The organism is Rossellomorea yichunensis, from assembly GCF_032337515.1.
GTDB lineage: Bacteria > Bacillota > Bacilli > Bacillales > Bacillaceae_B > Rossellomorea > Rossellomorea yichunensis.
In genome coordinates this window covers 134,451-156,984 of record NZ_JAVYAD010000001.1, presented here as the reverse complement: position 1 = coordinate 156,984, position 22,534 = coordinate 134,451, and the positions used below count along the sequence as shown (strand labels likewise).

The window sequence follows — 22,534 nt, the reverse complement described above, 5'->3', positions numbered from 1 at the left end:
GTATGAATGTGCTCTACCTGGCACTGTAATCATGTACGAAAGCTGCCAGACGCTTTAATGTGTCCGGATTAACTTGCGGGAATACCCCGTGTCCTAAGTTAAAGATGTGGGAAGGAAGCTCCATTCCCTGATCAAGGATCTCTTTGGCTCTTTCTTCGATCACTTCCCAAGGAGCTAACAGAATCGCAGGATCCAGATTTCCCATTACCGTTTTGGAAATGCCTCTTTCTCTTGCTTCATTAATCGGCAGGCGCCAATCTAATCCGACTACATCAAGAGGAAGGTCATGCCATTCATTCGCCAAGTGACTTGCACCAACACCAAACATGATCAATGGTACGTTCTCTTCCTTCAATTCTGTAAAGATCTTCTCCATGACCGGCTTAATGAATGTACGATAATCTTGGATATTCAATGCCCCGACCCATGAGTCGAAAATTTGAAAAGCAGACGCACCTGCTTTGATTTGAGCTTTCGCATACGTCACTGTCATAGCTGCCAGTTTATCCATTAAAGCAAACCAGGCTTGTGGCTCTGCATACATGAACGCTTTTGTTTTATTATAGTTTTTCGATGGGCCGCCTTCAATCATGTAGCTTGCCATTGTAAAAGGTGCACCTGCAAAACCGATCAACGGCACGGACAATTGCTCAACAGTCAATAATTTAATGGTATCTAATACGTAAGGAACATCATTTTCGGGATCGATTTCTCCAAGCTTTTCAACATCCGCTGTCGTACGAATCGGGTTATCGATCACGGGGCCGATTCCTGATTTGATTTCTACATCCACTCCTATAGAAGGAAGTGGTGACATAATGTCTTTATATAGGATCGCTGCATCGACATCATATTGTTCCACCGGCAGCCTTGTCACATATGCGCAAAGCTCAGGTTGGTGTGTAATTTCAAACAGAGAATACTTCTCTTTGATTTTGCGGTATTCAGGTTGTGAACGCCCAGCTTGTCTCATATACCAAACCGGAGTATAGTCCGTCTTCTCTCCCCTTGCTGCTCGTAAAAATGTATCATTCATTTGTTTCATACCTTTGTTCGTCCACCTTTCTATGTAACTCCATTATTCCATTGTATACTAATTTGAGTAGATTCTAAAATTGTACTATTTTCAATCGGTTCTTTCGTAAAGTTTGGTGATTTTAAAGAAGATAGTAGTAATTGATTTCCGCTACAGATGCTCGCTTTCCGCGGGGCGGGCGGTGAGCCTCCTCGGCTTCGCCTGCGGGGTCTCACCTGTCCCGCTTTCCCCGCAGGAGTCGAGCACCTTCCGCTCCAATCAACATTCTCAGTATGAGGTTTTTTATAAAAATAAAAATACTAACTTTTAGAATGCAATCTCTTATTAAGAGAGCCGTGGTCCATTTCCATTTAAGAACAAGAAATTCTAGTTTCTATTAGCTCGTTTTTGTCACCTTTCAGCTCTGTCACGAAAAGTCTCATTTTGATGGTAAGGGGAACTGCGTAGACTCCGGCGGATTTTGGGCATGCCGAGACCCCGTTCGGCTACGCTGAGGAGGCTCGGCCGAACGCTAGCTGCAAGCGGAGCAGTTCCCCTCACCATCCAGCGCACATTGATTGACAGAGCCCTAGACAGATCCTTTTCGAATAGAACCTTATAATATGACCGTACGAATTGTAACCCTTTTAAACTATAGACGTTTTAATGAGAATTGTATAGTTATCAAGGGAAAATGTCATAAATTTGCCGATTTTCAAAGGGGATGAAAAAATATCCAGAAACCATGTTACATGAGCAAAGGATTAGGGAAGAGTATAATAGAGATAACAAATTAATTGAGGTGATTTGGATGAAGGTGTATATAACAACGGGAACGCATGAATTTCTGCAAAAATTAATGGATCGGCATACAGATGAAAAAATGATCTTATTGCAAGGGAAAGATGCCATGCTGCTTCATGAGACAACTGGAGAAAGTGTCTTTGAATCCCCACGCAAATATGAAATCGTCGATCAATCTGGTGAGCTTGTAAATGAAGGGTATGTAGTGTTCAATAATATTCCGGTTACAGATGAAGGCCGTCCGCTATTTGAGTACCGCTTTAAAAATCGGGCAGGACTGATCGAAGAAGTTCCGGGCTTTACGGCCATACGTGTTCTTCGTCCATTAGAATCGGATACATATGTGATTATGACACTATGGGAAGACGAGAGAAACTTCATTGCCTGGCAGGAGTCAGAACAATACAAAAAAGCACATGAAAAGCGCGGGACGGAAGAAGGAATTGATAATAAGAAGGATATTTTCCCCCGCGCTTCCTATGTAAGTGAATATCATGTAACAGGTCAAGAGTAATACATAAGCTGCCCGATCCGAGGCAGCTTTTTATTTTCCTGAATGACAACTACTCGCCGGTCCCCCAAACTTAACAATTACACTTAAAGTGTACATACATAATTACAAATTATTAACAGTATACTTTATCGTATTGGCATAGATATTTACTTTGCATTTATTTACAACACACCCTATATGAAAGGAGTTGAGTACCAATGAGTCAAACGTGTTTGCTTCTGATTGACTTTCAAAAGGCATTTAGTCATCCTTCATGGGGAAAGCGAAATAATCCTGGTATGGAAGAAAACGCCTTTCAGCTTCTTCGCGCCTGGAGAGAGAAGTCATGTCCGGTCGTTCATGTACAGCATTCTTCCAATGATATGGAATCACAACTGCATTCAAGCTGCTCAGGTTTCGATTTTATAGACGAATTCCGCCCTTTACGAAACGAAAAGCAAATCATTAAGCATGTCAACAGCGCCTTTATCGATACGGACCTGGATTTATATTTAAAGAGGGAAAAGTTCAAATACCTTGTAGTGATGGGATTTACGACGAATCACTGTGTATCCACTACGGTTCGCATGGCACAGAACTTAGGTTATGATGTGACTGTTCCTTTTGATGCCACAGCATGCTTCGAAACGTATTCGTATGATGGTTCTTTATTTTCTGCTGAAATTGTTCACGGTCTGTCGCTGGCTAATCTTCATCATGAATTCGCCACCATCTCTTCAACAGAAACCATACTATCTTCACGATTCAAATTTAGCAAACCTGTTACTTTCTAAGTAACTTTTCTGTTCCCGCAAAAGGGGCTTAGTCAAGGGGAGTGATACCATTCCCTTTGACTAAGCCCCTTTGCGTTATTTTTAGTGAAAGTCTGCCTATTTTTTTGTATTATTACTGTATAATATCCCATTCCGATTCGCATATATTGCTGCCTGGGTACGATCGGCCACTCCGAGCTTACTCAGGATATTGCTTACATGAGTCTTAACAGTTTTTATCCCTATGAAAAGTTCTTCAGAAATTTCCTGATTCGTCATCCCTTCTCCCAGGCATTTCAATACATCCATTTCTCTCGACGTCAGCTCTTCATGAGGCAATACTTCCTGAGGGCGGAAGCGGTTCATCATTTTATCCGCTACTTTTGAGGCAATGACGGACTCCCCCTTCATCGCTTTATAAATAGCCGATGTCACTTCTTCGGCACTTGCCGTTTTCAACAAATAACTATGAGCTCCTGCTTCAATGGCAGGAAACACTTTTTCATCATCATAGTAGCTTGTAAGTATAATGATTTTACATTGTGGATGGAAGGTTAAGATCTTCTTTGTGGCTTCGATACCATTCCCATTCTCCATTAATAAATCCATCAGAATCACATCGGGCATATACAGCTTCGCAAGCTGAGCCGCTTCATTACCGCTTTTCGCTTCCCCTAGGAATTCGATCCGATCCTCTGTAAGCAAATAGGTTTTTATTCCTAATCTAACCATTTCGTGATCATCTACAATCATCACCTTTACCTTATCCACCTGATTTCCCCCTTTGGTTTATACTGGAATCCGCAGGTCAATATACGTTCCTTCTTTCTCTTTTGAACGAATTTGAAACAATCCCCCGATTTCCTCGGCACGCTCTCTCATCGTCTGAAGTCCGTACGATGTCATCTTGTTTTCTCTCAGGTTAAAACCTCTTCCATTGTCACTTATGTACAGTGAGACATAACCATCCTTTTTCTCCGTCACAATCTTCACTTTCGTTGCTTCTGAGTGACGCAGGATATTGGAAAGGCTCTCCTGAATAATCCTGAACATATGGGTTTCAGTCCCCTTTGAAAGATTCTCAATCCCATCGAGGCTTGCTTCGATTTCAATCTGAGTTTTTTCCTTTAATTCTCTAATTAATATGGTTAACGCTTCACAAAGACCTTCACCTTTTAAATCGATTGGTCGTAAATGAAGAAGGAGAGCCCTCATCTCACCTTGCGCTTTCCCAGCAATTTCCGCCACTTGTGTTACAATCGTCCCGACCTTTTCAGGATCTGTGTCCATGCTTTTTTGGGCGGCAGAAGAAAGCATATTCAACGCGAATAATTGCTGACTGACTGAATCATGAAGATCCCGCGCAAGTCTTTGCCGCTCTTCCATTACAGCTGCCTGGTGAGCTTGATCGGCAAGCTCGGATTTTTCATCAGCTAATCTCTGCAATGATTTCACCTGTTCTTGAATGAACACAGCAAGCTGATTCAACTCATCCGATAAGATTCCAAGCTCGTCGTGTTCGTATCGGTCCACCCTTGCTGAAAACTTCCCACTTCTTAGCAACGTTACAAAGGTGGAAATATCATCAATTCTTCTTTTAAATGTATATCCAGTACGAAATCCGAAATAAATGCTTAATAATAGAAGAATGCTTGCCAGCCAAATGGTTAAATAGAGTGATACTTTAAGAGTGATGCCTGGACTATTAGATAAGTACAGATAGACTTGCAAGGATATAAAGAAAAGCAAGACAGCCATGGTGGACATCATGAAAAAGCTTTTAAAGATCCAATTGCGAATGTTTGAAGACTTTTCCATGTTCTAACCTCCTTTTATCGGATAAATCGTCTCCGATCACACTCGGCTGATTCGAATCGATCCTATTTTCACATTAACATTCAGTTTGATTTTTTTGCTTGCAAGCTCGTATTCAGGTGAACGGTAATATAGCTCTGAACGAAGATCCGCGGACTTCTGGTCAAATAATTTAATATCTCCTACCTGTACTTTCAAGGTGATCTCCACTGGTAGGTTTTCTGGAATGATCATCTTTACATCACCTATCCAGCCACTGATATCAATTGGCGTTTCCCCTTCTGGTATAAAGGCTTTACTGAAGTCAAAATAGTAATCTCCAATGGCATTGTAAAGATTCATTGTTTCCAGTGGCCAGTTAGGCTCGGAAAAACGTATATCCCCGACAATGAAACCTTTGTTCATTTTATTCTTTTTTTGAAGGATTTTCTCCCCAAACGGCTGATTTTCAAATCCTATTTGCGATGCTTCCTCTTTATTTGGTGATTCATTGCTTATGCTAATCTTGATGGGTTTATTTCTTCCCACTCTATTAATGGCAATAGCAATAATAAAGAGAGGCCATAGTTTCCACCAGCTTCCATAGTCAAAATCCACTACATCATACCCATCCAGTATAATGAGTCCCCCTAAAACCATACTGAACAGTCCAAACAGTAACTTCCCAAAGCTTCCCTTCAAAAAACTGTCTACCGTCCACTTCACGCCAAGGAACAACAACAAAATTGGAATGATATTGACAAATATCTGCGTTATTTCCAAGGAAATGACACCAATATTCAATAGTAATAACAACAATCCTATCGCCATCAACAGGAACGAGAAAAACCATTGTTTTCTTCCCCTATACCTCATACCAGCACCACCTTCACATCTACTATTAGTTTCGCTATAAATGAATAAATTCCTGTTACTACATTCATTATAGATTGTTTTCACTCGTGTATAGAGGAGCATCGGCATGATTCTGCCTCGGTCTCGAGACGGAAAAAATGTTTCTAACCTAAATCACACCTTATCACTTTTTTCATAATCTATAGTACAGATCAGGGCATATGCCTAAAGTTTGAGGAACGATTTAGAGGAGGTTTTTTCTAATGGGGATTGATTTAACGGCTCTTCATTGGATTTATTTAGCTTTCATAGGATTCATCATCCTATTCATGATTTTCCGGAAAGACACCACGATTGTATGTATCCTGGGAATCTTCAGTATTGCCCTGGTGGCAACAGGATCGTTAAGCGGATCGATTAGTAGTATATTTAATAGCTTTATCTTTGCCATAACGGAATTGTTATCTACCATTCTCGTGATTTCCATTATCGTAGCAATGAGTAAAGGACTGACTACTACCGGTATTAACGATGTCATGATCCGCCCGTTTACAAAGTTCATCCGGACACCGGCCCTTGCATACTGGACAATCGGTCTTGTGATGATGTTTATATCTTGGTTTTTCTGGCCTTCGCCTGCAGTAGCCCTCCTGGGTGCCGTGTTAGTACCAGTCGCCCTTAGAGTCGGATTACCCGCTCTTGGAATCGCCATGGCCATGAACCTATTCGGTCACGGTATCGCCCTTTCAGGTGACTTTGTCATTCAGGCAGCTCCGAAGTTAACGGCCGACGCAGCAGGAATACCTGTCTCAGATGTTATTTCTGCAAGTATCCCCCTTATTATTGTGATGGGCGTCGTCACAACTGTCACCGCTTTTCTATTTCTTAAACGAGATATGAAAAATGGAATCCTAAAAGTGGATTCAAGCGCCATTGCATCTATTGATAAGGATCAGGAGGAGTTAACTAATCTGTTATCTACACGATGGAAACGAACAATTGCCATCCTTATCCCTATTTTATTTGCCCTTGATATTACCGCTATGGTCCTATTTGATCTACAAGGGGGAGATGCAACGGCACTGATCGGTGGAACATCCATCATCATTCTTCTCTTGATTTCATTGGCTGCCTATAAAGGAAAGGGATTGGAGAAAACGACGAGCTTCATGATTGATGGCTTTCAGTTTGGATTTAAAGTGTTTGGTCCCGTGATTCCGATCGCCGCTTTCTTTTACTTGGGAGATTCAGGGTTTCAAACGATTATCGGCGACTTCCTTCCTTCAGCCTCTCAAGGAATCGTCAACGACCTCGGGGCATCACTGGCTGCCGTCGTTCCCCTGTCTACAGCAGTGGGGGCGATCACCCTAACAACCGTTGGAGCGATCACGGGTCTTGATGGATCCGGCTTTTCCGGTATCTCCCTAGCAGGTTCCGTAGCCAATCTATTCGCAGATAGCATTGGGTCAGGTGTTGCAACCCTGACCGCCCTCGGGCAAGTCGCAGCCATCTGGGTCGGCGGTGGAACACTCGTCCCATGGGCCCTCATCCCGGCTGCTGCCATCTGTGGAGTCGATCCATTCGAACTCGCACGGCGTAACATGCTTCCTGTCGTCATCGGATTAATAGCTACAACAATCGTGGCGATGTTTTTGATTTGAACATAGTGAGGGACGGACCTTGAAACAAGGTCCGTCCCTCTATTTTTCTTGTTTTGGCCGCTTCTCATAGAGAAAGATGCACAGTATGAAAAAGGAGTATCCAAGTAGGTATCCGGCTGCGACGTCTGATGGATAGTGAGCCTGTTCCACTATTCTGCTGAGACCTGTCAGCAGGGAAAGGAGGATTGCCAGGATATAGAGGCTCACTTTCATTCCAGTAGAAGTGATCTCTCTGCTAATGAAGTATGCAATGACGAGTAAGAAGACAAGTCCCACCATGGCATGGCCGCTAGGAAAGCTGAACCCTTCCTCGCCATGTGAAAATGGAGGTCTATCTCTTTCCATCAAACCTTTGATTGTTTTATTCAGAACGTTACTCCCGGCTACCAGGACAACAACGGTGATGATTCCAACAAAGTCCTTCTTGACCCACCAAAGGTATAAAATAAGGGCGATGGATGCGATCCCAATCACTAATTCAGTACCTATTACGGAAAACAATTCTATTAAGTGAAGGTTGCTCATGTTGGACAAGAGGTACTCATCACCTAAAATCTCCATCTCATAAAAAATAAAATGTGCGATTGTCATAAACAGTACAAATGAAATGATGGCCGTTATGTATTGAAACTTCTTCATCTTGATCCTCCTTGAATTTCACTCTAATTACCCACTTCCCTCTCAATATTTAGTGTTATAATATTCGTAATATTCATCAAATATTAGGAGGTTGTGCACTTGCTGAATGAATTATATCAGAAACTAGAAGAACGTTGGATAGAAATGGTTGAGATTAGAAGATTTCTCCATCAACATCCCGAACTTTCCTTCCAAGAGAAAAATACAGCTGCATACATTGCTGATTACTACAAGAAAATCGGGGTTCCGATCCTGGAACAAGTGGGTGGCAATGGGGTAGTAGCAAGAATCGAGGGAACCCTGCCGGGAAAAACAGTGGCACTTCGTGCAGACTTTGACGCCCTCCCCATCCAGGATGAAAAGGATGTGGAATATCGGTCCACCGTTCCAGGCGTTATGCATGCATGTGGCCATGACGGTCATACAGCAACACTGTTAGTATTGGGTAAAACCCTGCATGAAATGCGTGGTAAGCTTTCAGGTACAGTGGTTCTTATTCATCAGCATGCTGAAGAATATGCACCAGGTGGAGCGAAACCCATGATTGAAGCGGGCTGCCTGGATGGAGTGGATGTTATTTTCGGAACTCATTTATGGTCAAGTGAACCTCTCGGAAAAATTCTATATCGGACAGGTCCAATCATGGCTGCTGCTGATAGATTTGAAATCGTCATCAAGGGGTCCGGCGGTCACGGGGCACAACCTCATAAAACGAAGGATTCCATCGTGATCGGGGCTCAGGTCGTTTCCGAACTTCAGCAAATTGTCAGCAGAAGAGTGAATCCTATTCATCCTGCCGTCGTAACAATTGGTTCGTTTATGGCAGATAACGCATTTAATGTGATTGCCGATTCCACTAAACTCATTGGGACAGTCCGCACATTCAATCCTGAGGTGAGAGATTTTATTGAAGAAGAAATCGAACAGATTCTGAAAGGTGCATGTCTTTCAGCCCGTTGTGAGTATGAATATGTTTATGAACGCGGATATCCTGCTGTCGTGAATCACGCAGGGGAAACGGATTTGTTGATTCAAAGTGTTGATACAATTGATGAAGTTCATAGTGTGGAGGAAATTGAAATGCAAATGGGCGGGGAAGATTTCTCTCATTACTTAGAACATATAAAGGGTACCTTCTTTTTTACGGGAGCCAAACCGGAAAATGTTGAAGTTGCCTTTCCCCACCATCATCCCAAGTTTGATATTAACGAAAAGGCTCTCCTGATAGCCGCTAAATCACTGGCGTCTGCTACCATTCAATACCAAGAAAGACATTCTGTCTCAGAGACGGTGACAAAATAACTCATAATAAAGGATCAGGTCCCATAAGGCCTGATCCTTTACTCTTAATAAAAGCGATGATTTTTTTCAATCTTACTTACCACCAATACCCACCAGATCAAAAGCGGTTGAAACAATAACCTCACCCAAAGCAGTACTACATTCGCTTCCTCTTTCCCTGGAGCAGGAATTTCTTTAATGGCCGCATAAATATTTGCGGGGAAGATGAGAACTAAATAAATCGCAGTGATAATCCCTGCTTTTTCACGAGTCTTTGGAATGAGCAGAAGTACTGCCAATATAAACTCGATCATTCCCGTAATATACACGATTTCTTCCCTTAGAGGTATGAATTCAGGGATCATTTTGGCGAATCCTTGAGCTTCAATAAAGTGAAACACCCCTGCTAAAAAGAAGAAGAATGAGAATAGAATAAGTCCTAACACTTTCAATCCTTTCTTGCGTTTGTTCATCTATTTCACACCTCACTATAATAATGATTACGTACTTTCTAACTATACCTGAATATTCAGAGGAAATAAAAAGATGCGTTTGTATTCCGTTTCCCTGCCAATATCCCTCAAAAAAAAAGATCGACCATAACGTCGACCTTTCCTCACTCCTACTATTCTAAATCATGAAAGTACCGAATCCGATAAGCATATTTTGCCACTTCACCCAATTGATCAAGAAGTTGATAGTTTGCATAGGCTCCCACCACAGCCCCTACCCCGGGAATGAGTTGAAACAATTTCACGAAATCAATGTAATCCCGATACTCCTGCTGGAAAGTTCGCCAGTCCAATCCCTTCAATTTTTCTTTTTCCACATCCCAGTTTTCGATGATGTCGAGGACATGTTTTTTATGAGAATCACTGGAGAATGCAAGCTGAAAGACATAAAGCAGAAACAGGCGTTCCTCATATTGTTTTGTATCATAGCCATGAATGGCAGAGCATTCGCTTAGAAATTTCATTTTAATTGATAAAAGCAACGGAAAATCTGCCAAACCGAGAAAGATTCCACCTGCACCAGTTCCTGCTCCTTCAATCGTAGCCGCTTTCCGGTAAAATTCCATACGTTCCTTCATCAGCGCTTCTCTTTCCTTCAGTGAAGACTTCACAGAGCCGTGCTGAAGGGGTACCCACTCGCTTCCCTTTAACGTTACTTCCACCATCTTCTTGATGCTTTCCGTTACCACTTTATGTGCTTTCTCAGGGATCCATTGGTTCACTTTTGTTTGAGCTTGTTTAGAAACCCTTTGGAAGATGGAAGATTTTCTACTGAATTTACGTTTCCAGGAATCAAGCTCTTCTCTTTCATGGTTCACACTGAACCACCATCCTTTTTTTCTATTTACTCAATCTATACGTTTCTTCCTGCCGGATCGTTTCACTAAAATAATGTTTCATCCATCTTCTTCAATCGCTGCACTAAGTAGAACTGACTGAATAGAAGTGAAAATGCCAATCCGACCAGTAGCGTAATCAACCCTTCTATCCATGCACCCTTTAAAAATAGAGGCAGTGAAAACACAACCGCCTGGATCACCATTGCCTGATTTATGATTTTTTGAAAAGAAGACTTCTTTAATTCCCTTGATACAGGATAAATGAGAACCCAGATTTTATAATCAAACCGTTTAAACAAAGGGATCAGCTGAAAAGCTGTTAAGTAAAGAAACACTAATGCCGTCAAAATACTGAAGATAAAAGAAGAATTCGAATAAATTAGCAGCATTCCGATCAAGGTTAACCGAATGTAAAGACCCGAATATTCACTTGTTCTCACCAAAGACCGAAGATACAAATATCGATAGGTCGATGCTTGAGAGAAAGGCGTTCGCACAAGTCCATCAAGCCATTTCCTCCGGTGCACCTTCCCTTTCAGCTTAGGCACATCCGTGAACATATTGGCGATTCGATAAAAGATCAGCATCCGCTGCTGCTCCAGATTGATTAACAGATCCCACTTAAGATTTTTACCTTTTGTTGATTGAAAAAAGTACAACGCATACCCGAGCATGATGAAGGCAACAACGATGACCATCCAGAATTCAGCGCCCGATAGCACTAAGAATAGGAGAGAACCGCTTAATAAAAACCGCAAAAAGCTGTCGGTCCAATGAGCTTCCTTTTCCTGAAAGCGCAGCATGAACCAGCGTACATATAGATTCCATATCTTTAATGCTAATACAAAGCCAAGTAACGGAAAGAAGCTTCCAAAGCTGCTACCGGATACGGCTACATACATTGGCATGAGTGCAGCCAGTACGAGCAGTTGAATGTATGATTGAAACATGAAACTCATCCAGATGCATTTGGTGAAATAGCTCGATAAACGCCCCTCTAACGGTAAAAGAAACACGGCGTCCGCTTCTCTTAAGAACGTATAGACGGGACTCCATGCCAATAATAAGCCCAGGATCACCGCCATGATGAGTGGTGCAGGGAAAGCTGGATCCAGGGTTTTTACCCACTGATTATATGTATACGCTGCTCCTCCCAGTGCAAAAATCAGGACGAATAGTAAATGATCGTTAAACATGTATTTCAAATACTTTTGAAGCTCCTGATTATACTCTACAATTCGTTTCTTCCAAATACTTTCCACCTTATTCATCATGGGATTCTTCCTTTGTCAGCTGGATATAAATATCATCTAATGTTGCACCCGCCATGGAAAATTCCTTCCGCAGCTCCTGAAGCGTTCCTTTTGCACGAATTTTCCCTTCATGAAGGATGATGAAAGAGTCACAATATCTTTCTGCAGTTGCTAAAATATGCGTCGACATCAGTATTCCGGCACCGTTTTGCTTCATCTCCTGCATCCAGTCAAGCAGTGACTGAATCCCGAGTGGATCTAATCCAACAAAAGGCTCGTCAATGATATAGAGACTGGGCTGAATCAGAAAAGCGCACATGATCATCACCTTTTGTTTCATCCCTTTTGAAAAGTGTGCAGGAAACCAGCTCATCTTCTTCTCCATGCGAAAGGCCTTCAACAGTTTATCAATTCTTCCTTTATACTCAGACTCTGATAAGCCGTAAGCCATGGCCGTCAGCTTTAAATGCTCTTCAAGGGTAAGCTCATCATAAAGAATCGGTGTTTCCGGTATGTATGAAAACTGCTTTCGATACTGATCGGCATCACTCTTCAAGGTATGACCATTAATGGACACTTCTCCTTGCTTTGCTTCCATTAGACCGATTATATGCTTGATAGTCGTACTTTTCCCTGCTCCGTTCAGGCCGATTAATCCGACAATTTCATTTGAATGTATGGAAAATGATATATCCTTTAATACCGGTTTTCGGGTATATCCGCCAACCAGGTGTTTGATTTCTAGTAATGACACGAGCAGCAACGTCCTTTCTCTTCTACATGGTTTTCTCTATTTTATCAAAATTTCATGGTAAAGGCATTGTTAATCCAATTTCTCATTCCACATTTTAACATTCATAACAATACTCGATTTGCACATCATAATATTTGAAGGGGCCAACAATAAGAAAAAGGGGATGGTTGTTAAAGACCAGCTAACCGATTTCACTATTGTTTGCGACTGTAAGGATTGTCGTCTTCTATAGTGAATGACACACTCACCATATTCATTTGTTCAAAAAATTGATAAATGAGGTGTTTGTTAAAGCACACTTTGACTGAATCAACTTACTTTATTAGCTTATTAAGCTTAGGAGATAAGGGGATGGTCACATTGCACAAAGTCATTCATGTTTCTAATGGTTTACACATATCATCCTTATAGCAAATGAGGTGTTTGTCCAAGACGGCTAACAGTTTCTATTGTCTGAATTGCTTAAATAGCGAAAAGATAAGGGGATGGTCGCATTGAACAATTTTCATTCTAACTTAAGAATGTATCACTACAGAAGCTACTAGCGAATGAGGTGTTTATCAAAGAGAATGAAGCCTGACATATAAATCTTTATAGTATTACCCCTTCAAGAAGAGAGGCAGGAAAATCGTTCCTGTCTCTTCTTCATTTATTTTCTCTTTCATGATAAAATACATAAAAATGCCATTACAAAAAAGGTGGAGTAAACATTGAGTGACTGTATTTTTTGCAAGATTATCGACGGTGAAATCCCTGCAATGAAAGTGTACGAGGATGAGCATGTCCTTGCTTTCCTTGATATTAGCCAAGTGACGAAAGGCCATACATTACTTATTCCCAAAGTACATAAAGAAAACATCTATGAGCTGACTCCTGATCTGGCAAGCCACCTCTTCTCTGTTGCACCTAAGATTGCTGACAGTATCAAGGCCGAGTTTAACCCTGTTGGAATGAACCTGTTAAGCAATGCAGGTGAAGAAGCAGGACAATCTGTATTCCATTTTCACATGCACTTCATTCCCCGCTATGGCCATGGAGATGGCTTCGGAGCCGTATGGAAGACACATAATGATGATTACACTCAAGAAGACCTGAAAGGAATAGCTGAATCCATTGCACAGCATCTTTCATAATAATCGAGCCTGATCCCAGAAGTTAAAGGGGATCAGGCTTTTTTCAGAATAATTAATCTTTGACAACAATACTCTGTATGTTATAATGTACCTATCTTTTCGCTAATGGCAACAGTGCACATTAGGAGAAGCAAATAGTATAGTTTAGTTGAGGAGAGATGAGAAATGAAAACAAAAACACTTGTATCCCTGTCATTATTAGTAGGGATCGGAGCCGTCCTGCACACAGTGATCCCGGGAATTTTCTTAGGAATGAAGCCGGACATGATGCTGACAATGATGTTTCTTGGCATTATATTATTTCCAGCCAAGAAAAACGTATTACTTTTAGGTTTATTAACTGGAGTCATTTCAGGTCTGACAACACAGTTCCCTGGAGGATTTTTACCTAACCTGATTGATAAACCGATCACGGCATTCGTTTTTTACGGACTTTTCCTGGCTACTAAAAAAATCGCTCGTTCACTTGTAGGAGCTTCTGTTCTAACAGCAGTTGGTACGCTCGTATCAGGAAGTATATTCTTACTTTCGGCTTATGTTATTGTCGGTCTGCCTGGAGCTTTCTTTGCTCTATTTGCGGCAGTCGTACTTCCAGCTACACTAATTAACGCCGGGGCAATGTTTGTGGTTTATCCAATCATTAACGGGATATTAAAACGTTCAACCATTCGAGAAGCTGTCACATCAGAACAGCTATCCTAATTTAATCATAGTAAAGCCCTCCATTCATTGTGCTATCGCAACATGAACGGAGGGCTTTTTCTATATATTACTTGACTGCAACCCATAAGAGTACTCCAATCAAGAAGGTGATCACCCCACCGGACCCCATTAAGGCAGCACGCTTTTTTAATATATTCTTAGGAGGATACATACCAGGCCTTTGAATGGAAATGAAATTATACACCATACTTAGAAATAATACTGCACAGAGAGCAAAGAAACCAAAGATTACCCCGTCCATCGATTAGAACCCCTCCTTTACTCCACCTCTTACCTTTATTTTTATGCTGCAAATATGAAAGTTATGAATTGACTTGTTTTAATCTGTTTTAAAAGGGAAAAGGAGAATACATGTTGATTGTAGAAATAGAGTATTATAGAAATAGAAGAACGAGGTGATCATAGTGAACAAAAAATCTCTTGCATACGGGCTTATAATCGGTGGAGTGGTAGGAGGAGTAGCATCCCTTCTCACGTCTCCTTCATCAGGGAAAGAAATCCGGGCACAAATCAAAGACAAGAAAGATGACTGGACTGGAGTAATCGACGAGATGAAGGTGAATATTGGAGAATTGAAAGAATCCATCGGAACCCTGTCTCAGGAAGGAAAAGAAACGGTCATGCAGCTTTCTAAAGATCTTCAAGCTTCATTCAAACAATGGCAGGCTTCAACAGAGCCAAATAACCGTCGACTTCAGGAAGAAATCCAATCCATCCAAAGAACCATTGAAGACTTGGAAAAATCGATTAACTCAGCAAATACACCTAATCAATAACTAGATCCCCGCAGTTCTTTTTCACTAATGGTGGTGGAAGGCTGTGGGTTTTTTTGTTTGAATAGGGATTATATCGATACTGGAGAAACATGTTTTCAAAAAAAATTATTATCCCCATTCTTTTCTTTCAATATAATGATTTCATCCACAAATCCCGTCATTACAGTATCCATCCACCCATCAACCTCTGATTTTCACAGTACGTCCCAATCAAAAATTATATACTTCGAAAAATTTTGTCAATTTAACCTTTATTAATTATTACTTTATTGGCATAATAAAATATAAGCGCTTTCTTTTTTGTGATAGTTGTTTTAGTAAGTCATTTTGGTACTACTTAGTTTTAAAAAGATTTTCTAGCAAAGTGGGTGAATGAGATGAAGGAAAGAGAATTTACTTTGAAAGAGGCTATGCTCTTCAGTCAAAGGATGGCTCAGCTTAGTAAAGCTCTGTGGAAGGCCATAGAAAAGGACTGGCAGCAATGGATCAAGCCATACGACTTAAATATCAACGAACATCATATTCTCTGGATTGCGTATCATTTAAAGGGTGCTTCCATTTCAGACGTAGCCAAGTTTGGTGTTATGCACGTTTCGACTGCATTTAACTTCTCCAAGAAATTAGAAGAACGGGAATTACTACAGTTTTCTAAACGGGAGAACGATAAACGGAACACCTATATTCAATTGACGGCTAAAGGGGAAAATATACTTCTTGAGCTTATGAAGAACTATAAGCCTGAGAGTCACTCAATCTTCCAGGGAGTTTCCCCATTACGGGAATTATATGGAAAGTTCCCTGAAATGATTGAAATGATGACCGTCGTGCGAAATATATATGGAAATGATTTTATGGAGATATTTGAAAAATCGTTTCATAACATTGAGAATGATTTTTCTGATGATAATGGAAAACTGGGAGAATTATTTCAAGATGAAGAAGAACTGGCTTGATCTACAAGCTCTTCTTTAACTGTTTCATCAAAGCTGGATAAATGTCTTGAGCTAAACAGCTATCAACCACTTCATGAACCTTCAGCTTTGAATGAAGCTGTTCTTCAAATTCTTTGAAAAGCGGAGTATTGTACACGAATCCTTCCGCTTTTTGCTTTTGAAGTTTCATGCTCAACCTATCACAAGTGCTAAAGAACTCCTTCACTTCCCTCTCCGACAACCCCTTACGAATGATCAGCCGATGAAATGGATAACCATTTTCGGGAATCATCTCCGCCATTAACCGCTGATAATACTCGAGTTTCTCTATACGTTTCACTACATCATTCATCATAATCACCCTTCAATTATTGCAAAAAATTCTCATACTCTCATTGTACAAAACTATAACATACCTTTCCCAAAAAGTTCTTCTAAAAAATATGAAAAAATCAGCCTGAAATGTATTGATTTTTTCCGGCAATCGTAATAAAGTATGTTAGGCACTTAACTATGATTTATTCGTCTAATGGAGGCGATTTTTTTATGCATTGCTGGAAAACAATCAATCTGGAAAAACAATTCGGATTTTATCGAGTCTTTTTACTTTCATCCATCATCATGATGATGGTATTCTCATTAATATACGTACCAATTAACTTACTATTTCCAAGTGCGTTCTATGATAACCATTTCCTTGTTTTCTTCATAGGAATGTTGAGTATCTATCCGTTGCATAAATTTTTTCACATTGTACCGATACTTCCTTTTGTGAAAAAAATGAAGTGTAAATGTAATCGGAAACTATTTCTTTTACCGATCGTTTCTTTGCGAGTGGATCAACCAATCTCAAAATACCGTTACATGCTTGCCTTGGTGGCACCATTCTTTGTATTGAACGGGATTTTGCTATACGGATGCATCCACTTCCCGCATTACTCTCATTACTTTACAATGCTGTTTGCATTTCATTCAGGAATCTGCGCCATTGACTTTATATATGCAAAGCAACTGATGGACTCACCAAAGAATGCATTAATCGAAGAGAATGATGATGGATACGAAATATTGATTTATCAGTAAGGATGATGGATGGCCATTGAAACATACACTCGATGGAAGAAATCATCCTTCTGCTTTTTTCAGGTGTTATCACGAAGATTCTTCATTTACTGATTGAAAATTCCTGCTTGCACTTGGATGATATGTAGAAAAGAATGCAAAAAGTCTTATTTGCATGATTAATGCAATACTCTCGCTACCAATTAGAGAAATTATTTGGTAATGTATAGCTTAAAGGAGATAACGGGGAGGGGTTTGGATGATCTCCATGTTTTTAGTGTTTGCTGTTTTCATCTTATTCTATATAAATAAAATGACAAACGCATTATGTTTACAAAAAGAAATACCTGAAGAACGCCAACCAAAGGTGTTTAGAACCATCAATATCCTAATCACCATATTACTGGTCTCTTCTTATATAGAGATATTATTTACATAAAAGAAAAGCGGAGGCGGCTCGTTCAGAGGCGACAAGCATAAGTTAAACCTACCGGAAAGGTGCTCTTTGCCTTTTTGGTAGGTTTAACTTATGACCTCGAGCCTCTAGCCGCTGGAGCTGGACAAGTAGAAAAGCGGAGGCGGCTTGGTCAGCCCCGACAAGCATAACTGGGAAATCCCTGAAGGCGCTCTTTGCCTTTGAGGATTTCCCAGTTATGACCTCGAGGGGCTAGCCGCTGGAGCTGGACAATCAGAAAAGCGGAAGGGCTTTGCCTAGAGGCGACAAGCATAAGACGAATCTCCGGAACGGCGTTTTTTTGCCTTTTTCGCAGATTTGACTTATGACCTCGAGCCTCTAAGCCCTGGAGCTGGACAATCAGAAAAGCGGAGGCGGCTCGCTCAGTGGCGACAAACAAAAAGCAGACCCGGAAAAATCCGGATCTGCTTTTTTCATATATTCAAATTAGCAAACGTATGCTGCACCAATGATGATTAACAAAATGAATAGAACAACGATTAACGCAAATCCTCCGCCGTAAGCACCTGACATCTGCGCTTCCTCCTTTCATGTATGAAAAAGCCACTTAAATATGAATAAAGCAAAAGGGGCCGCCTTTCTTAAGGTATTGCCCCCTCTACAGTCTTTATCCGATAACTTTAAACCCTGAGGCTAAAATTATAGCCATGCTGCACCCACAATGATTAACAGGATGAACAGTACTACGATTAACGCGAAACCTCCGCCGTATGCATTACCCATAACTTTCCACCTCCTTTGAAGCGCTAATTTATCTTATTCAAGTTAGCTGCCATTTGTTTTAGGCTAATGTCATAAATTTAGTTTTTTTTAGCAAATATATGCGGCACCAACGATGATTAATAAGATGAACAGCACTACGATTAACGCGAATCCGGAATTGTATCCACAGCTCATATTTATTACCTCCTTTTCTCTCTTCGCTCTTATCATATGAAAGTACCTAGGAAATGGGTGTGTAAAATGCCCATTTTTCTGAAGATTAATATGGAAAATATTTTTTTTCATGGAAAAAGTGTGTTATAGTATGTTTTGTAGAAATTTGACAAGCCATCAAATATTGTAGGAGTTGGTCACCATGAAAAAATGGATCATTTCAGTATCATTGGCTGCGGGAGTCGTTGGACTTGCAGGATGCAGCGGAGACGGTGCTGAGGGAAACAGTGACGTTGTTGCAACAACAAAAGCTGGAGACGTAACAAAAGATGAACTTTACAAATCAATGAAGCAAAAATTCACTCCACAAATGGAACAAGCCCTTCAAGAATTGGTTTACACGAAAGTACTTGAAGAAAAGTATGACGTGTCGAAAGAGGAAGTTGACGAAAAGCTGAATGAAGCCAAAGACCAATTGGGACCTCAATTCGAGATGTTCTTACAACAATATAATCTTGATGAAAAATCGTTTAAAGAATACTTAAAGCTTCAATTACTTCAAGAAAAAGCTGCGATCTCCGACGTGAAAGTCACTGAAGAAGAAGTAAAGGAATACTACGAGACATGGAAGCCTGACATTCAAGTTCGTCACATTCTTGTAGATGATGAAAAAACAGCTAAAGAAGTGAAACAAAAATTAGCTGATGGTGGAAAGTTTGAAGAACTTGCAAAAGAATATTCAAAAGATCCTGGTTCTGCTGAAAATGGCGGAAGCTTAGGCTGGGTAGACAATGCTGGTCGTCAAAACTTCGTACCGGAATTCTCTAAAGCTCTGGACACATTAGAAAAAGGCAAAGTGAGTGAGCCTATCAAAACAGAATATGGCTATCACATCATTGAAGTGACAGATAAAAAAGAAAAGAAATCCTTTGACGAGATGAAAAAGGAAATCGAAAAAGAACTGAAGCTTTCAAAAGTGGATCCTCAAAAAATCCAGGAAGCGATGAAAGCTGAAATTGAAAAAGCTGACTTAAATATTAAAGATAAAGATCTTAAAAAGGCATTTGATCAAGTGCTGAACCCTGCGGCTGCACCTGAAGGCGGAGAAGCTCCTGCTGTACCTGAAGGAGAAGAAGCTCCGGCACCTGCCGAAGAGTAGAACAAAAAGGACTGACGGATCCATTCCGTCAGTCCTTTTTATTCTCTATGATCAAGACGTTAGTTGACGTCTCCGCTCCTTCTCCTCTTCCATTCGATGAATGTAGACTTCTCCCTCCTTCTCTATCCACTCATCTTCCATATTCTTTTCTTCCTTAGCTGATTTAATCGTCATAAAGGCACTCCCGAAAATCCCTGCTACAACCAAGTACATCCAAATAGGTAGTGTCATTTGCTTCATCTCCTTATAGGTTTGTCCTCTTTATTCACACTATATGTAGGGAAGAGATAAAACATAACTAGATTTACCCTTTTATTCTACTAAAAAGACCCCGTTTCATTATCCGGGGTCTAAGAGGTTATCTATTTATGAAAAGTCGGTTTATAGAATGAACGATTATCAAGGGCAAATACTCTTTCTGTATACTCCCCCGGTTTCACCCGTTCCAATGCACGATCCAGCATATTCATCTTAGCATCCACATTATCGATATAATGCAGGATTTCAGCTTCACGAATAAGCGGCGGTTTAGGACTTCCCCATTCCGCTTTTCCGTGATGACTCAATACGAGATGTTGAAGGATCATCACTTCTTCCCCTTCAATTCCAAGCTCATCTGCAGCTTTTCCAATCTCGTTCACCATAATCGAAATATGACCGATCAGATTCCCTTCAATCGTATACGTAGTTGATGTTGGACCTGAAAGCTCAATGACTTTGCCTAAATCATGAAGAATGACCCCAGCGTACAATAGATCTGAATCCAGGGATGGGTACAGTCCTGCAATGGCTTTCGAGAGGTCAAGCATCGATACAACATGATACGCAAGGCCAGACACGAATTCATGATGGTTCTTGGTAGCAGCCGGATATTCCAGGAATGGCTTCTGATATTTTTTAATCAAGTGTCTTGTGATGCGTTGAATATTTGGATTTCTCATTTCAAAAATATACTGAGTGATCTTACTCGTCATTTCATCAATGCTCACCGGTGCCGTTTCCAGGAAGTCCGAAATGGCATAACCATCTGCCGGGGAAGCCGGGCGAATCTGCTTGATCTTGAGCTGACTCTTTCCACGATAACTATGTATGTCTCCAACAACCTGCACGATTGTTTCAGGTTGATATGTCTTCTCATCCTGCTCAGAAGCATCCCAAAGCTTAGCTTCCATATTTCCACTCTTATCTTGCAGTATCAGGGTTAAAAACGGCTTCCCTGTATTTGTCGTACCTTTGGTCATTTGTTTAATTAAAAGGGGTAATTCGATTGTTTCTCCGACGTTAAATTGTGTAATCCCAGACATCTCTTCTCCTCCGTCCAACTATATTAGTAGTTTCAGTATACCATATTTCGATAGAGTACAGGAGTGGAAAGGGTTGGAGAGAGATAGGGGTCAAACAATAATCAAATTCCAGAGGTCCGTCCCTCTCTCTTCTCACAACAAAAAAACCGCCCCCACCCGGAGACGGTTCTGAAGCCTAATTCACCAATGCTCTTTTTTGTTTCTTGCTAATCCAAACTTTCGTCGCTACCAGTCCTACGAGCATAATGAATGCTCCGAAGAAGTAGGGGATATGTATATTCCACTCAAACAGTGTCCCGGCAAGCAATGGTCCAGCGACGTTACCAAGACTGAGAAACGAGTTATTCAGCCCCATGACCGTCCCTTGACGTTCTCCTGCCAGTTTTGAAATGAGGGAATTCAACGATGGACGCAGCATCGAGTTTCCGACAAAGAAAACGGCGGTTGTGATCAAGACCCCTACAAAGTCGGTGGCAAATGTCATGATGACAAATCCCAGTGCACTGAGGAGCAAAGAGCCGGTTACTACTTTTTCCTCACCGAAGATCTTCGTCGCCCTTCCCACTCCCACTCCTTGAACAACGGTACCGATGATACCAATGATCAAAATGATGATCCCGACTTCCTGTGGACCATATCCATATCGTTCTAGCGCATAGTAGCTGAAAATCGATTGGAAATTCGCCAATCCGAAGCTCATGATGAATACGAGTACCAACAGAAACCCGACAGGACTCATCACCGCATTCTTCATGACCACGAAGCGGTTTTCACGTTTTTCATTTGGGTCAAAGGTTCTTTTTTCCTTTGGATAGGATTCCGGTAATATGATGACCGAGACGATAGCTGCAATAGAGGCGGCGATCCCGGCAAAGATAAATGGATAGGAGAGGTTGATTTCTGCCAGCCATCCTCCGATTCCAGGCCCGATGACGATTCCAAGACCCATGGCAGCACCAAGTATCCCCATCCCTTGACCCCGATTGTCCTCATCCGTTACATCCGATACATATGCCATTGCAGTAGGCATTAATGCTGAGCCGAAAACGCCTGCTAAGATCCTGGACAGAAATAGCATCCATAATCCTACAGCGAAGGCGAAAATGAATTCAGCTATGGCAAAGCCAACCAAACCGATGGTGATTAATGGCTTCCTCCCTATCCGATCGGATAACCTTCCCCAAATAGGAGCAAATAAAAACTGCATAAAAGCAAATACTGCCACCAACGCTCCAAGTGTTTGAGCATTGGCGTTGAATTTTTCTACATAAAAAGGAAGAATGGGGATGACCAGCCCGATTCCAACCATGACGATAAATAAGTTAAAGCTTAGTAGTGCCAGTGGTCCCCGATTTCGTTTGGACCCTATTGTTTTTGCCATACTATGTGTTCCTTCTTTCTGACTCTCATTTCATTCCCGT

The 22,534-nt window shown here is 41.1% G+C and carries 28 protein-coding genes; 11 read left to right on the top strand and 17 right to left on the bottom strand.

The genetic code is table 11. The features are described from left to right. Positions 1-13: 13 nt before the first annotated feature. Positions 14-1,045: a uroporphyrinogen decarboxylase gene (gene hemE / locus RSX31_RS00815; protein ID WP_315632817.1), complete on the bottom strand. Its 1,032-nt coding sequence runs from the start codon at positions 1,043-1,045 to the stop codon at positions 14-16. A 781-nt stretch (positions 1,046-1,826) separates the two neighbouring features. Between hemE and RSX31_RS00810 the strand changes: the two genes are divergently transcribed. Continuing rightward, entirely contained in the window at positions 1,827-2,333 is a 507-nt protein-coding gene (locus tag RSX31_RS00810) for an antibiotic biosynthesis monooxygenase family protein (protein WP_315632815.1), read from the top strand. A 197-nt stretch (positions 2,334-2,530) separates the two neighbouring features. Then, complete coding sequence (locus RSX31_RS00805; RefSeq protein ID WP_148993318.1) at positions 2,531-3,106, top strand: cysteine hydrolase family protein; 576 nt, start codon at positions 2,531-2,533, stop codon at positions 3,104-3,106. Positions 3,107-3,202: 96 nt separating this feature from the next. Here RSX31_RS00805 and RSX31_RS00800 read toward each other — a convergent pair whose 3' ends face one another. From RSX31_RS00800 to liaF, 3 genes are read right to left on the bottom strand one after another with little or no spacing between them, the layout of a single operon-like run. Beyond that, a complete protein-coding gene (locus tag RSX31_RS00800; RefSeq protein ID WP_148994247.1) occupies positions 3,203-3,838 on the bottom strand; it encodes a response regulator transcription factor in 636 nt (211 codons plus the stop codon). Between the two features lie 36 nt (positions 3,839-3,874). Further along, positions 3,875-4,903 (bottom strand): sensor histidine kinase, encoded by a 1,029-nt coding sequence (locus RSX31_RS00795; RefSeq protein ID WP_262372522.1) that lies wholly within the window; start codon positions 4,901-4,903, stop codon positions 3,875-3,877. 36 nt (positions 4,904-4,939) lie between these two features. After that, positions 4,940-5,755, bottom strand: coding sequence for a cell wall-active antibiotics response protein LiaF (gene liaF, locus RSX31_RS00790; protein ID WP_315632810.1), 816 nt, complete (start codon positions 5,753-5,755; stop codon positions 4,940-4,942). A gap of 242 nt (positions 5,756-5,997) precedes the next feature. On the opposite strand from liaF, the gene RSX31_RS00785 reads away from it, so the two are divergent. After that, the gene (locus RSX31_RS00785; RefSeq protein WP_315632808.1) at positions 5,998-7,395 is read left to right on the top strand and encodes a hypothetical protein; all 1,398 of its coding nucleotides are present in this window, start codon (positions 5,998-6,000) and stop codon (positions 7,393-7,395) included. A gap of 39 nt (positions 7,396-7,434) precedes the next feature. Here the strand turns inward: RSX31_RS00785 and RSX31_RS00780 are convergent, their stop codons facing one another. Beyond that, positions 7,435-8,034: a phosphatase PAP2 family protein gene (locus tag RSX31_RS00780; protein WP_148993315.1), complete on the bottom strand. Its 600-nt coding sequence runs from the start codon at positions 8,032-8,034 to the stop codon at positions 7,435-7,437. A 99-nt stretch (positions 8,035-8,133) separates the two neighbouring features. On the opposite strand from RSX31_RS00780, the gene RSX31_RS00775 reads away from it, so the two are divergent. Beyond that, on the top strand, positions 8,134-9,336 hold the full coding sequence (locus tag RSX31_RS00775; protein ID WP_315632806.1) for a M20 family metallopeptidase: 1,203 nt from the start codon (positions 8,134-8,136) through the stop codon (positions 9,334-9,336). Positions 9,337-9,380: 44 nt separating this feature from the next. Here RSX31_RS00775 and RSX31_RS00770 read toward each other — a convergent pair whose 3' ends face one another. The 4 genes from RSX31_RS00770 to RSX31_RS00755 form a co-directional block, all read right to left on the bottom strand. Then, positions 9,381-9,788, bottom strand: a complete 408-nt coding sequence (locus RSX31_RS00770) for a DoxX family protein (RefSeq protein WP_148993313.1) — start codon at positions 9,786-9,788, stop codon at positions 9,381-9,383. A gap of 152 nt (positions 9,789-9,940) precedes the next feature. After that, positions 9,941-10,645: an EcsC family protein gene (locus RSX31_RS00765; protein ID WP_148993312.1), complete on the bottom strand. Its 705-nt coding sequence runs from the start codon at positions 10,643-10,645 to the stop codon at positions 9,941-9,943. 65 nt (positions 10,646-10,710) lie between these two features. After that, positions 10,711-11,937, bottom strand: a complete 1,227-nt coding sequence (locus tag RSX31_RS00760) for an ABC transporter permease (RefSeq protein WP_148994245.1) — start codon at positions 11,935-11,937, stop codon at positions 10,711-10,713. Then, the gene (locus tag RSX31_RS00755; protein ID WP_148993311.1) at positions 11,930-12,673 is read right to left on the bottom strand and encodes an ABC transporter ATP-binding protein; all 744 of its coding nucleotides are present in this window, start codon (positions 12,671-12,673) and stop codon (positions 11,930-11,932) included. The genes RSX31_RS00760 and RSX31_RS00755 overlap by 8 nt, the downstream gene beginning before the upstream one ends. Positions 12,674-13,383: 710 nt before the next feature. Between RSX31_RS00755 and RSX31_RS00750 the strand changes: the two genes are divergently transcribed. Further along, positions 13,384-13,806, top strand: coding sequence for an HIT family protein (locus RSX31_RS00750; RefSeq protein ID WP_148968351.1), 423 nt, complete (start codon positions 13,384-13,386; stop codon positions 13,804-13,806). 165 nt (positions 13,807-13,971) lie between these two features. Then, positions 13,972-14,508, top strand: a complete 537-nt coding sequence (locus RSX31_RS00745; protein WP_315632800.1) for a tryptophan transporter — start codon at positions 13,972-13,974, stop codon at positions 14,506-14,508. Positions 14,509-14,575: 67 nt separating this feature from the next. Here RSX31_RS00745 and RSX31_RS00740 read toward each other — a convergent pair whose 3' ends face one another. Beyond that, entirely contained in the window at positions 14,576-14,770 is a 195-nt protein-coding gene (locus RSX31_RS00740) for a hypothetical protein (RefSeq protein WP_315632798.1), read from the bottom strand. 163 nt (positions 14,771-14,933) lie between these two features. On the opposite strand from RSX31_RS00740, the gene RSX31_RS00735 reads away from it, so the two are divergent. Together RSX31_RS00735 and RSX31_RS00730 are read left to right on the top strand one after the other, a co-directional pair. Continuing rightward, positions 14,934-15,305 carry a YtxH domain-containing protein gene (locus RSX31_RS00735; RefSeq protein ID WP_315632796.1) on the top strand — a complete coding sequence of 124 codons (372 nt, stop codon included), beginning with the start codon at positions 14,934-14,936 and terminating at the stop codon, positions 15,303-15,305. A 377-nt stretch (positions 15,306-15,682) separates the two neighbouring features. Further along, positions 15,683-16,258 carry an HTH-type transcriptional regulator Hpr gene (locus RSX31_RS00730; protein WP_113971262.1) on the top strand — a complete coding sequence of 192 codons (576 nt, stop codon included), beginning with the start codon at positions 15,683-15,685 and terminating at the stop codon, positions 16,256-16,258. A 1-nt stretch (position 16,259) separates the two neighbouring features. Here RSX31_RS00730 and RSX31_RS00725 read toward each other — a convergent pair whose 3' ends face one another. Next, on the bottom strand, positions 16,260-16,589 hold the full coding sequence (locus RSX31_RS00725) for a DUF1878 family protein (RefSeq protein WP_148994244.1): 330 nt from the start codon (positions 16,587-16,589) through the stop codon (positions 16,260-16,262). A gap of 194 nt (positions 16,590-16,783) precedes the next feature. Between RSX31_RS00725 and RSX31_RS00720 the strand changes: the two genes are divergently transcribed. Together RSX31_RS00720 and RSX31_RS00715 are read left to right on the top strand one after the other, a co-directional pair. Continuing rightward, entirely contained in the window at positions 16,784-17,320 is a 537-nt protein-coding gene (locus RSX31_RS00720) for a DUF3267 domain-containing protein (protein ID WP_315632793.1), read from the top strand. A gap of 238 nt (positions 17,321-17,558) precedes the next feature. Continuing rightward, positions 17,559-17,738: a hypothetical protein gene (locus tag RSX31_RS00715; protein ID WP_034763303.1), complete on the top strand. Its 180-nt coding sequence runs from the start codon at positions 17,559-17,561 to the stop codon at positions 17,736-17,738. Between the two features lie 462 nt (positions 17,739-18,200). Here RSX31_RS00715 and RSX31_RS00710 read toward each other — a convergent pair whose 3' ends face one another. From RSX31_RS00710 to RSX31_RS00700, 3 genes are all read right to left on the bottom strand, one after another. Then, positions 18,201-18,287 (bottom strand): YjcZ family sporulation protein, encoded by an 87-nt coding sequence (locus RSX31_RS00710; protein ID WP_082051156.1) that lies wholly within the window; start codon positions 18,285-18,287, stop codon positions 18,201-18,203. 126 nt (positions 18,288-18,413) lie between these two features. Next, complete coding sequence (locus tag RSX31_RS00705; protein WP_032089274.1) at positions 18,414-18,497, bottom strand: YjcZ family sporulation protein; 84 nt, start codon at positions 18,495-18,497, stop codon at positions 18,414-18,416. Positions 18,498-18,584: 87 nt separating this feature from the next. Beyond that, the gene (locus tag RSX31_RS00700; protein ID WP_044337791.1) at positions 18,585-18,671 is read right to left on the bottom strand and encodes a YjcZ family sporulation protein; all 87 of its coding nucleotides are present in this window, start codon (positions 18,669-18,671) and stop codon (positions 18,585-18,587) included. A 181-nt stretch (positions 18,672-18,852) separates the two neighbouring features. On the opposite strand from RSX31_RS00700, the gene RSX31_RS00695 reads away from it, so the two are divergent. Beyond that, the gene (locus RSX31_RS00695; RefSeq protein ID WP_148993309.1) at positions 18,853-19,809 is read left to right on the top strand and encodes a peptidylprolyl isomerase; all 957 of its coding nucleotides are present in this window, start codon (positions 18,853-18,855) and stop codon (positions 19,807-19,809) included. A gap of 51 nt (positions 19,810-19,860) precedes the next feature. Here RSX31_RS00695 and RSX31_RS00690 read toward each other — a convergent pair whose 3' ends face one another. The 3 genes from RSX31_RS00690 to RSX31_RS00680 form a co-directional block, all read right to left on the bottom strand. Continuing rightward, on the bottom strand, positions 19,861-20,040 hold the full coding sequence (locus tag RSX31_RS00690; protein WP_113971257.1) for a sporulation YhaL family protein: 180 nt from the start codon (positions 20,038-20,040) through the stop codon (positions 19,861-19,863). Positions 20,041-20,171: 131 nt separating this feature from the next. Beyond that, positions 20,172-21,113 (bottom strand): 3'-5' exoribonuclease YhaM, encoded by a 942-nt coding sequence (gene yhaM / locus RSX31_RS00685; protein WP_315632790.1) that lies wholly within the window; start codon positions 21,111-21,113, stop codon positions 20,172-20,174. Positions 21,114-21,288: 175 nt separating this feature from the next. After that, positions 21,289-22,494, bottom strand: coding sequence for an MFS transporter (locus RSX31_RS00680; protein ID WP_148993308.1), 1,206 nt, complete (start codon positions 22,492-22,494; stop codon positions 21,289-21,291). Positions 22,495-22,534 lie beyond the last annotated feature (40 nt).

Bases quoted from the DNA above. Each gene is read 5' to 3' on its own strand.
- RSX31_RS00730 (WP_113971262.1), top strand. From the start codon at position 15,683: ATGAAGGAAAGAGAATTTACTTTGAAAGAGGCTATGCTCTTCAGTCAA.
- RSX31_RS00680 (WP_148993308.1), bottom strand. From the start codon at position 22,494: ATGGCAAAAACAATAGGGTCCAAACGAAATCGGGGACCACTGGCACTA.
- RSX31_RS00720 (WP_315632793.1), top strand. From the start codon at position 16,784: ATGCATTGCTGGAAAACAATCAATCTGGAAAAACAATTCGGATTTTAT.
- RSX31_RS00795 (WP_262372522.1), bottom strand. From the start codon at position 4,903: ATGGAAAAGTCTTCAAACATTCGCAATTGGATCTTTAAAAGCTTTTTC.
- RSX31_RS00780 (WP_148993315.1), bottom strand. From the start codon at position 8,034: ATGAAGAAGTTTCAATACATAACGGCCATCATTTCATTTGTACTGTTT.
- RSX31_RS00725 (WP_148994244.1), bottom strand. From the start codon at position 16,589: ATGAATGATGTAGTGAAACGTATAGAGAAACTCGAGTATTATCAGCGG.
- RSX31_RS00760 (WP_148994245.1), bottom strand. From the start codon at position 11,937: ATGAATAAGGTGGAAAGTATTTGGAAGAAACGAATTGTAGAGTATAAT.
- RSX31_RS00705 (WP_032089274.1), bottom strand. From the start codon at position 18,497: ATGGGTAATGCATACGGCGGAGGTTTCGCGTTAATCGTAGTACTGTTC.
- yhaM (WP_315632790.1), bottom strand. From the start codon at position 21,113: ATGTCTGGGATTACACAATTTAACGTCGGAGAAACAATCGAATTACCC.
- RSX31_RS00800 (WP_148994247.1), bottom strand. From the start codon at position 3,838: ATGATTGTAGATGATCACGAAATGGTTAGATTAGGAATAAAAACCTAT.
- RSX31_RS00740 (WP_315632798.1), bottom strand. From the start codon at position 14,770: ATGGACGGGGTAATCTTTGGTTTCTTTGCTCTCTGTGCAGTATTATTT.
- RSX31_RS00700 (WP_044337791.1), bottom strand. From the start codon at position 18,671: ATGAGCTGTGGATACAATTCCGGATTCGCGTTAATCGTAGTGCTGTTC.
- RSX31_RS00690 (WP_113971257.1), bottom strand. From the start codon at position 20,040: ATGACACTACCTATTTGGATGTACTTGGTTGTAGCAGGGATTTTCGGG.
- RSX31_RS00805 (WP_148993318.1), top strand. From the start codon at position 2,531: ATGAGTCAAACGTGTTTGCTTCTGATTGACTTTCAAAAGGCATTTAGT.
- RSX31_RS00695 (WP_148993309.1), top strand. From the start codon at position 18,853: ATGAAAAAATGGATCATTTCAGTATCATTGGCTGCGGGAGTCGTTGGA.
- RSX31_RS00715 (WP_034763303.1), top strand. From the start codon at position 17,559: ATGATCTCCATGTTTTTAGTGTTTGCTGTTTTCATCTTATTCTATATA.
- RSX31_RS00785 (WP_315632808.1), top strand. From the start codon at position 5,998: ATGGGGATTGATTTAACGGCTCTTCATTGGATTTATTTAGCTTTCATA.
- hemE (WP_315632817.1), bottom strand. From the start codon at position 1,045: ATGAAACAAATGAATGATACATTTTTACGAGCAGCAAGGGGAGAGAAG.
- liaF (WP_315632810.1), bottom strand. From the start codon at position 5,755: ATGAGGTATAGGGGAAGAAAACAATGGTTTTTCTCGTTCCTGTTGATG.
- RSX31_RS00810 (WP_315632815.1), top strand. From the start codon at position 1,827: ATGAAGGTGTATATAACAACGGGAACGCATGAATTTCTGCAAAAATTA.
- RSX31_RS00710 (WP_082051156.1), bottom strand. From the start codon at position 18,287: ATGTCAGGTGCTTACGGCGGAGGATTTGCGTTAATCGTTGTTCTATTC.
- RSX31_RS00770 (WP_148993313.1), bottom strand. From the start codon at position 9,788: ATGAACAAACGCAAGAAAGGATTGAAAGTGTTAGGACTTATTCTATTC.
- RSX31_RS00745 (WP_315632800.1), top strand. From the start codon at position 13,972: ATGAAAACAAAAACACTTGTATCCCTGTCATTATTAGTAGGGATCGGA.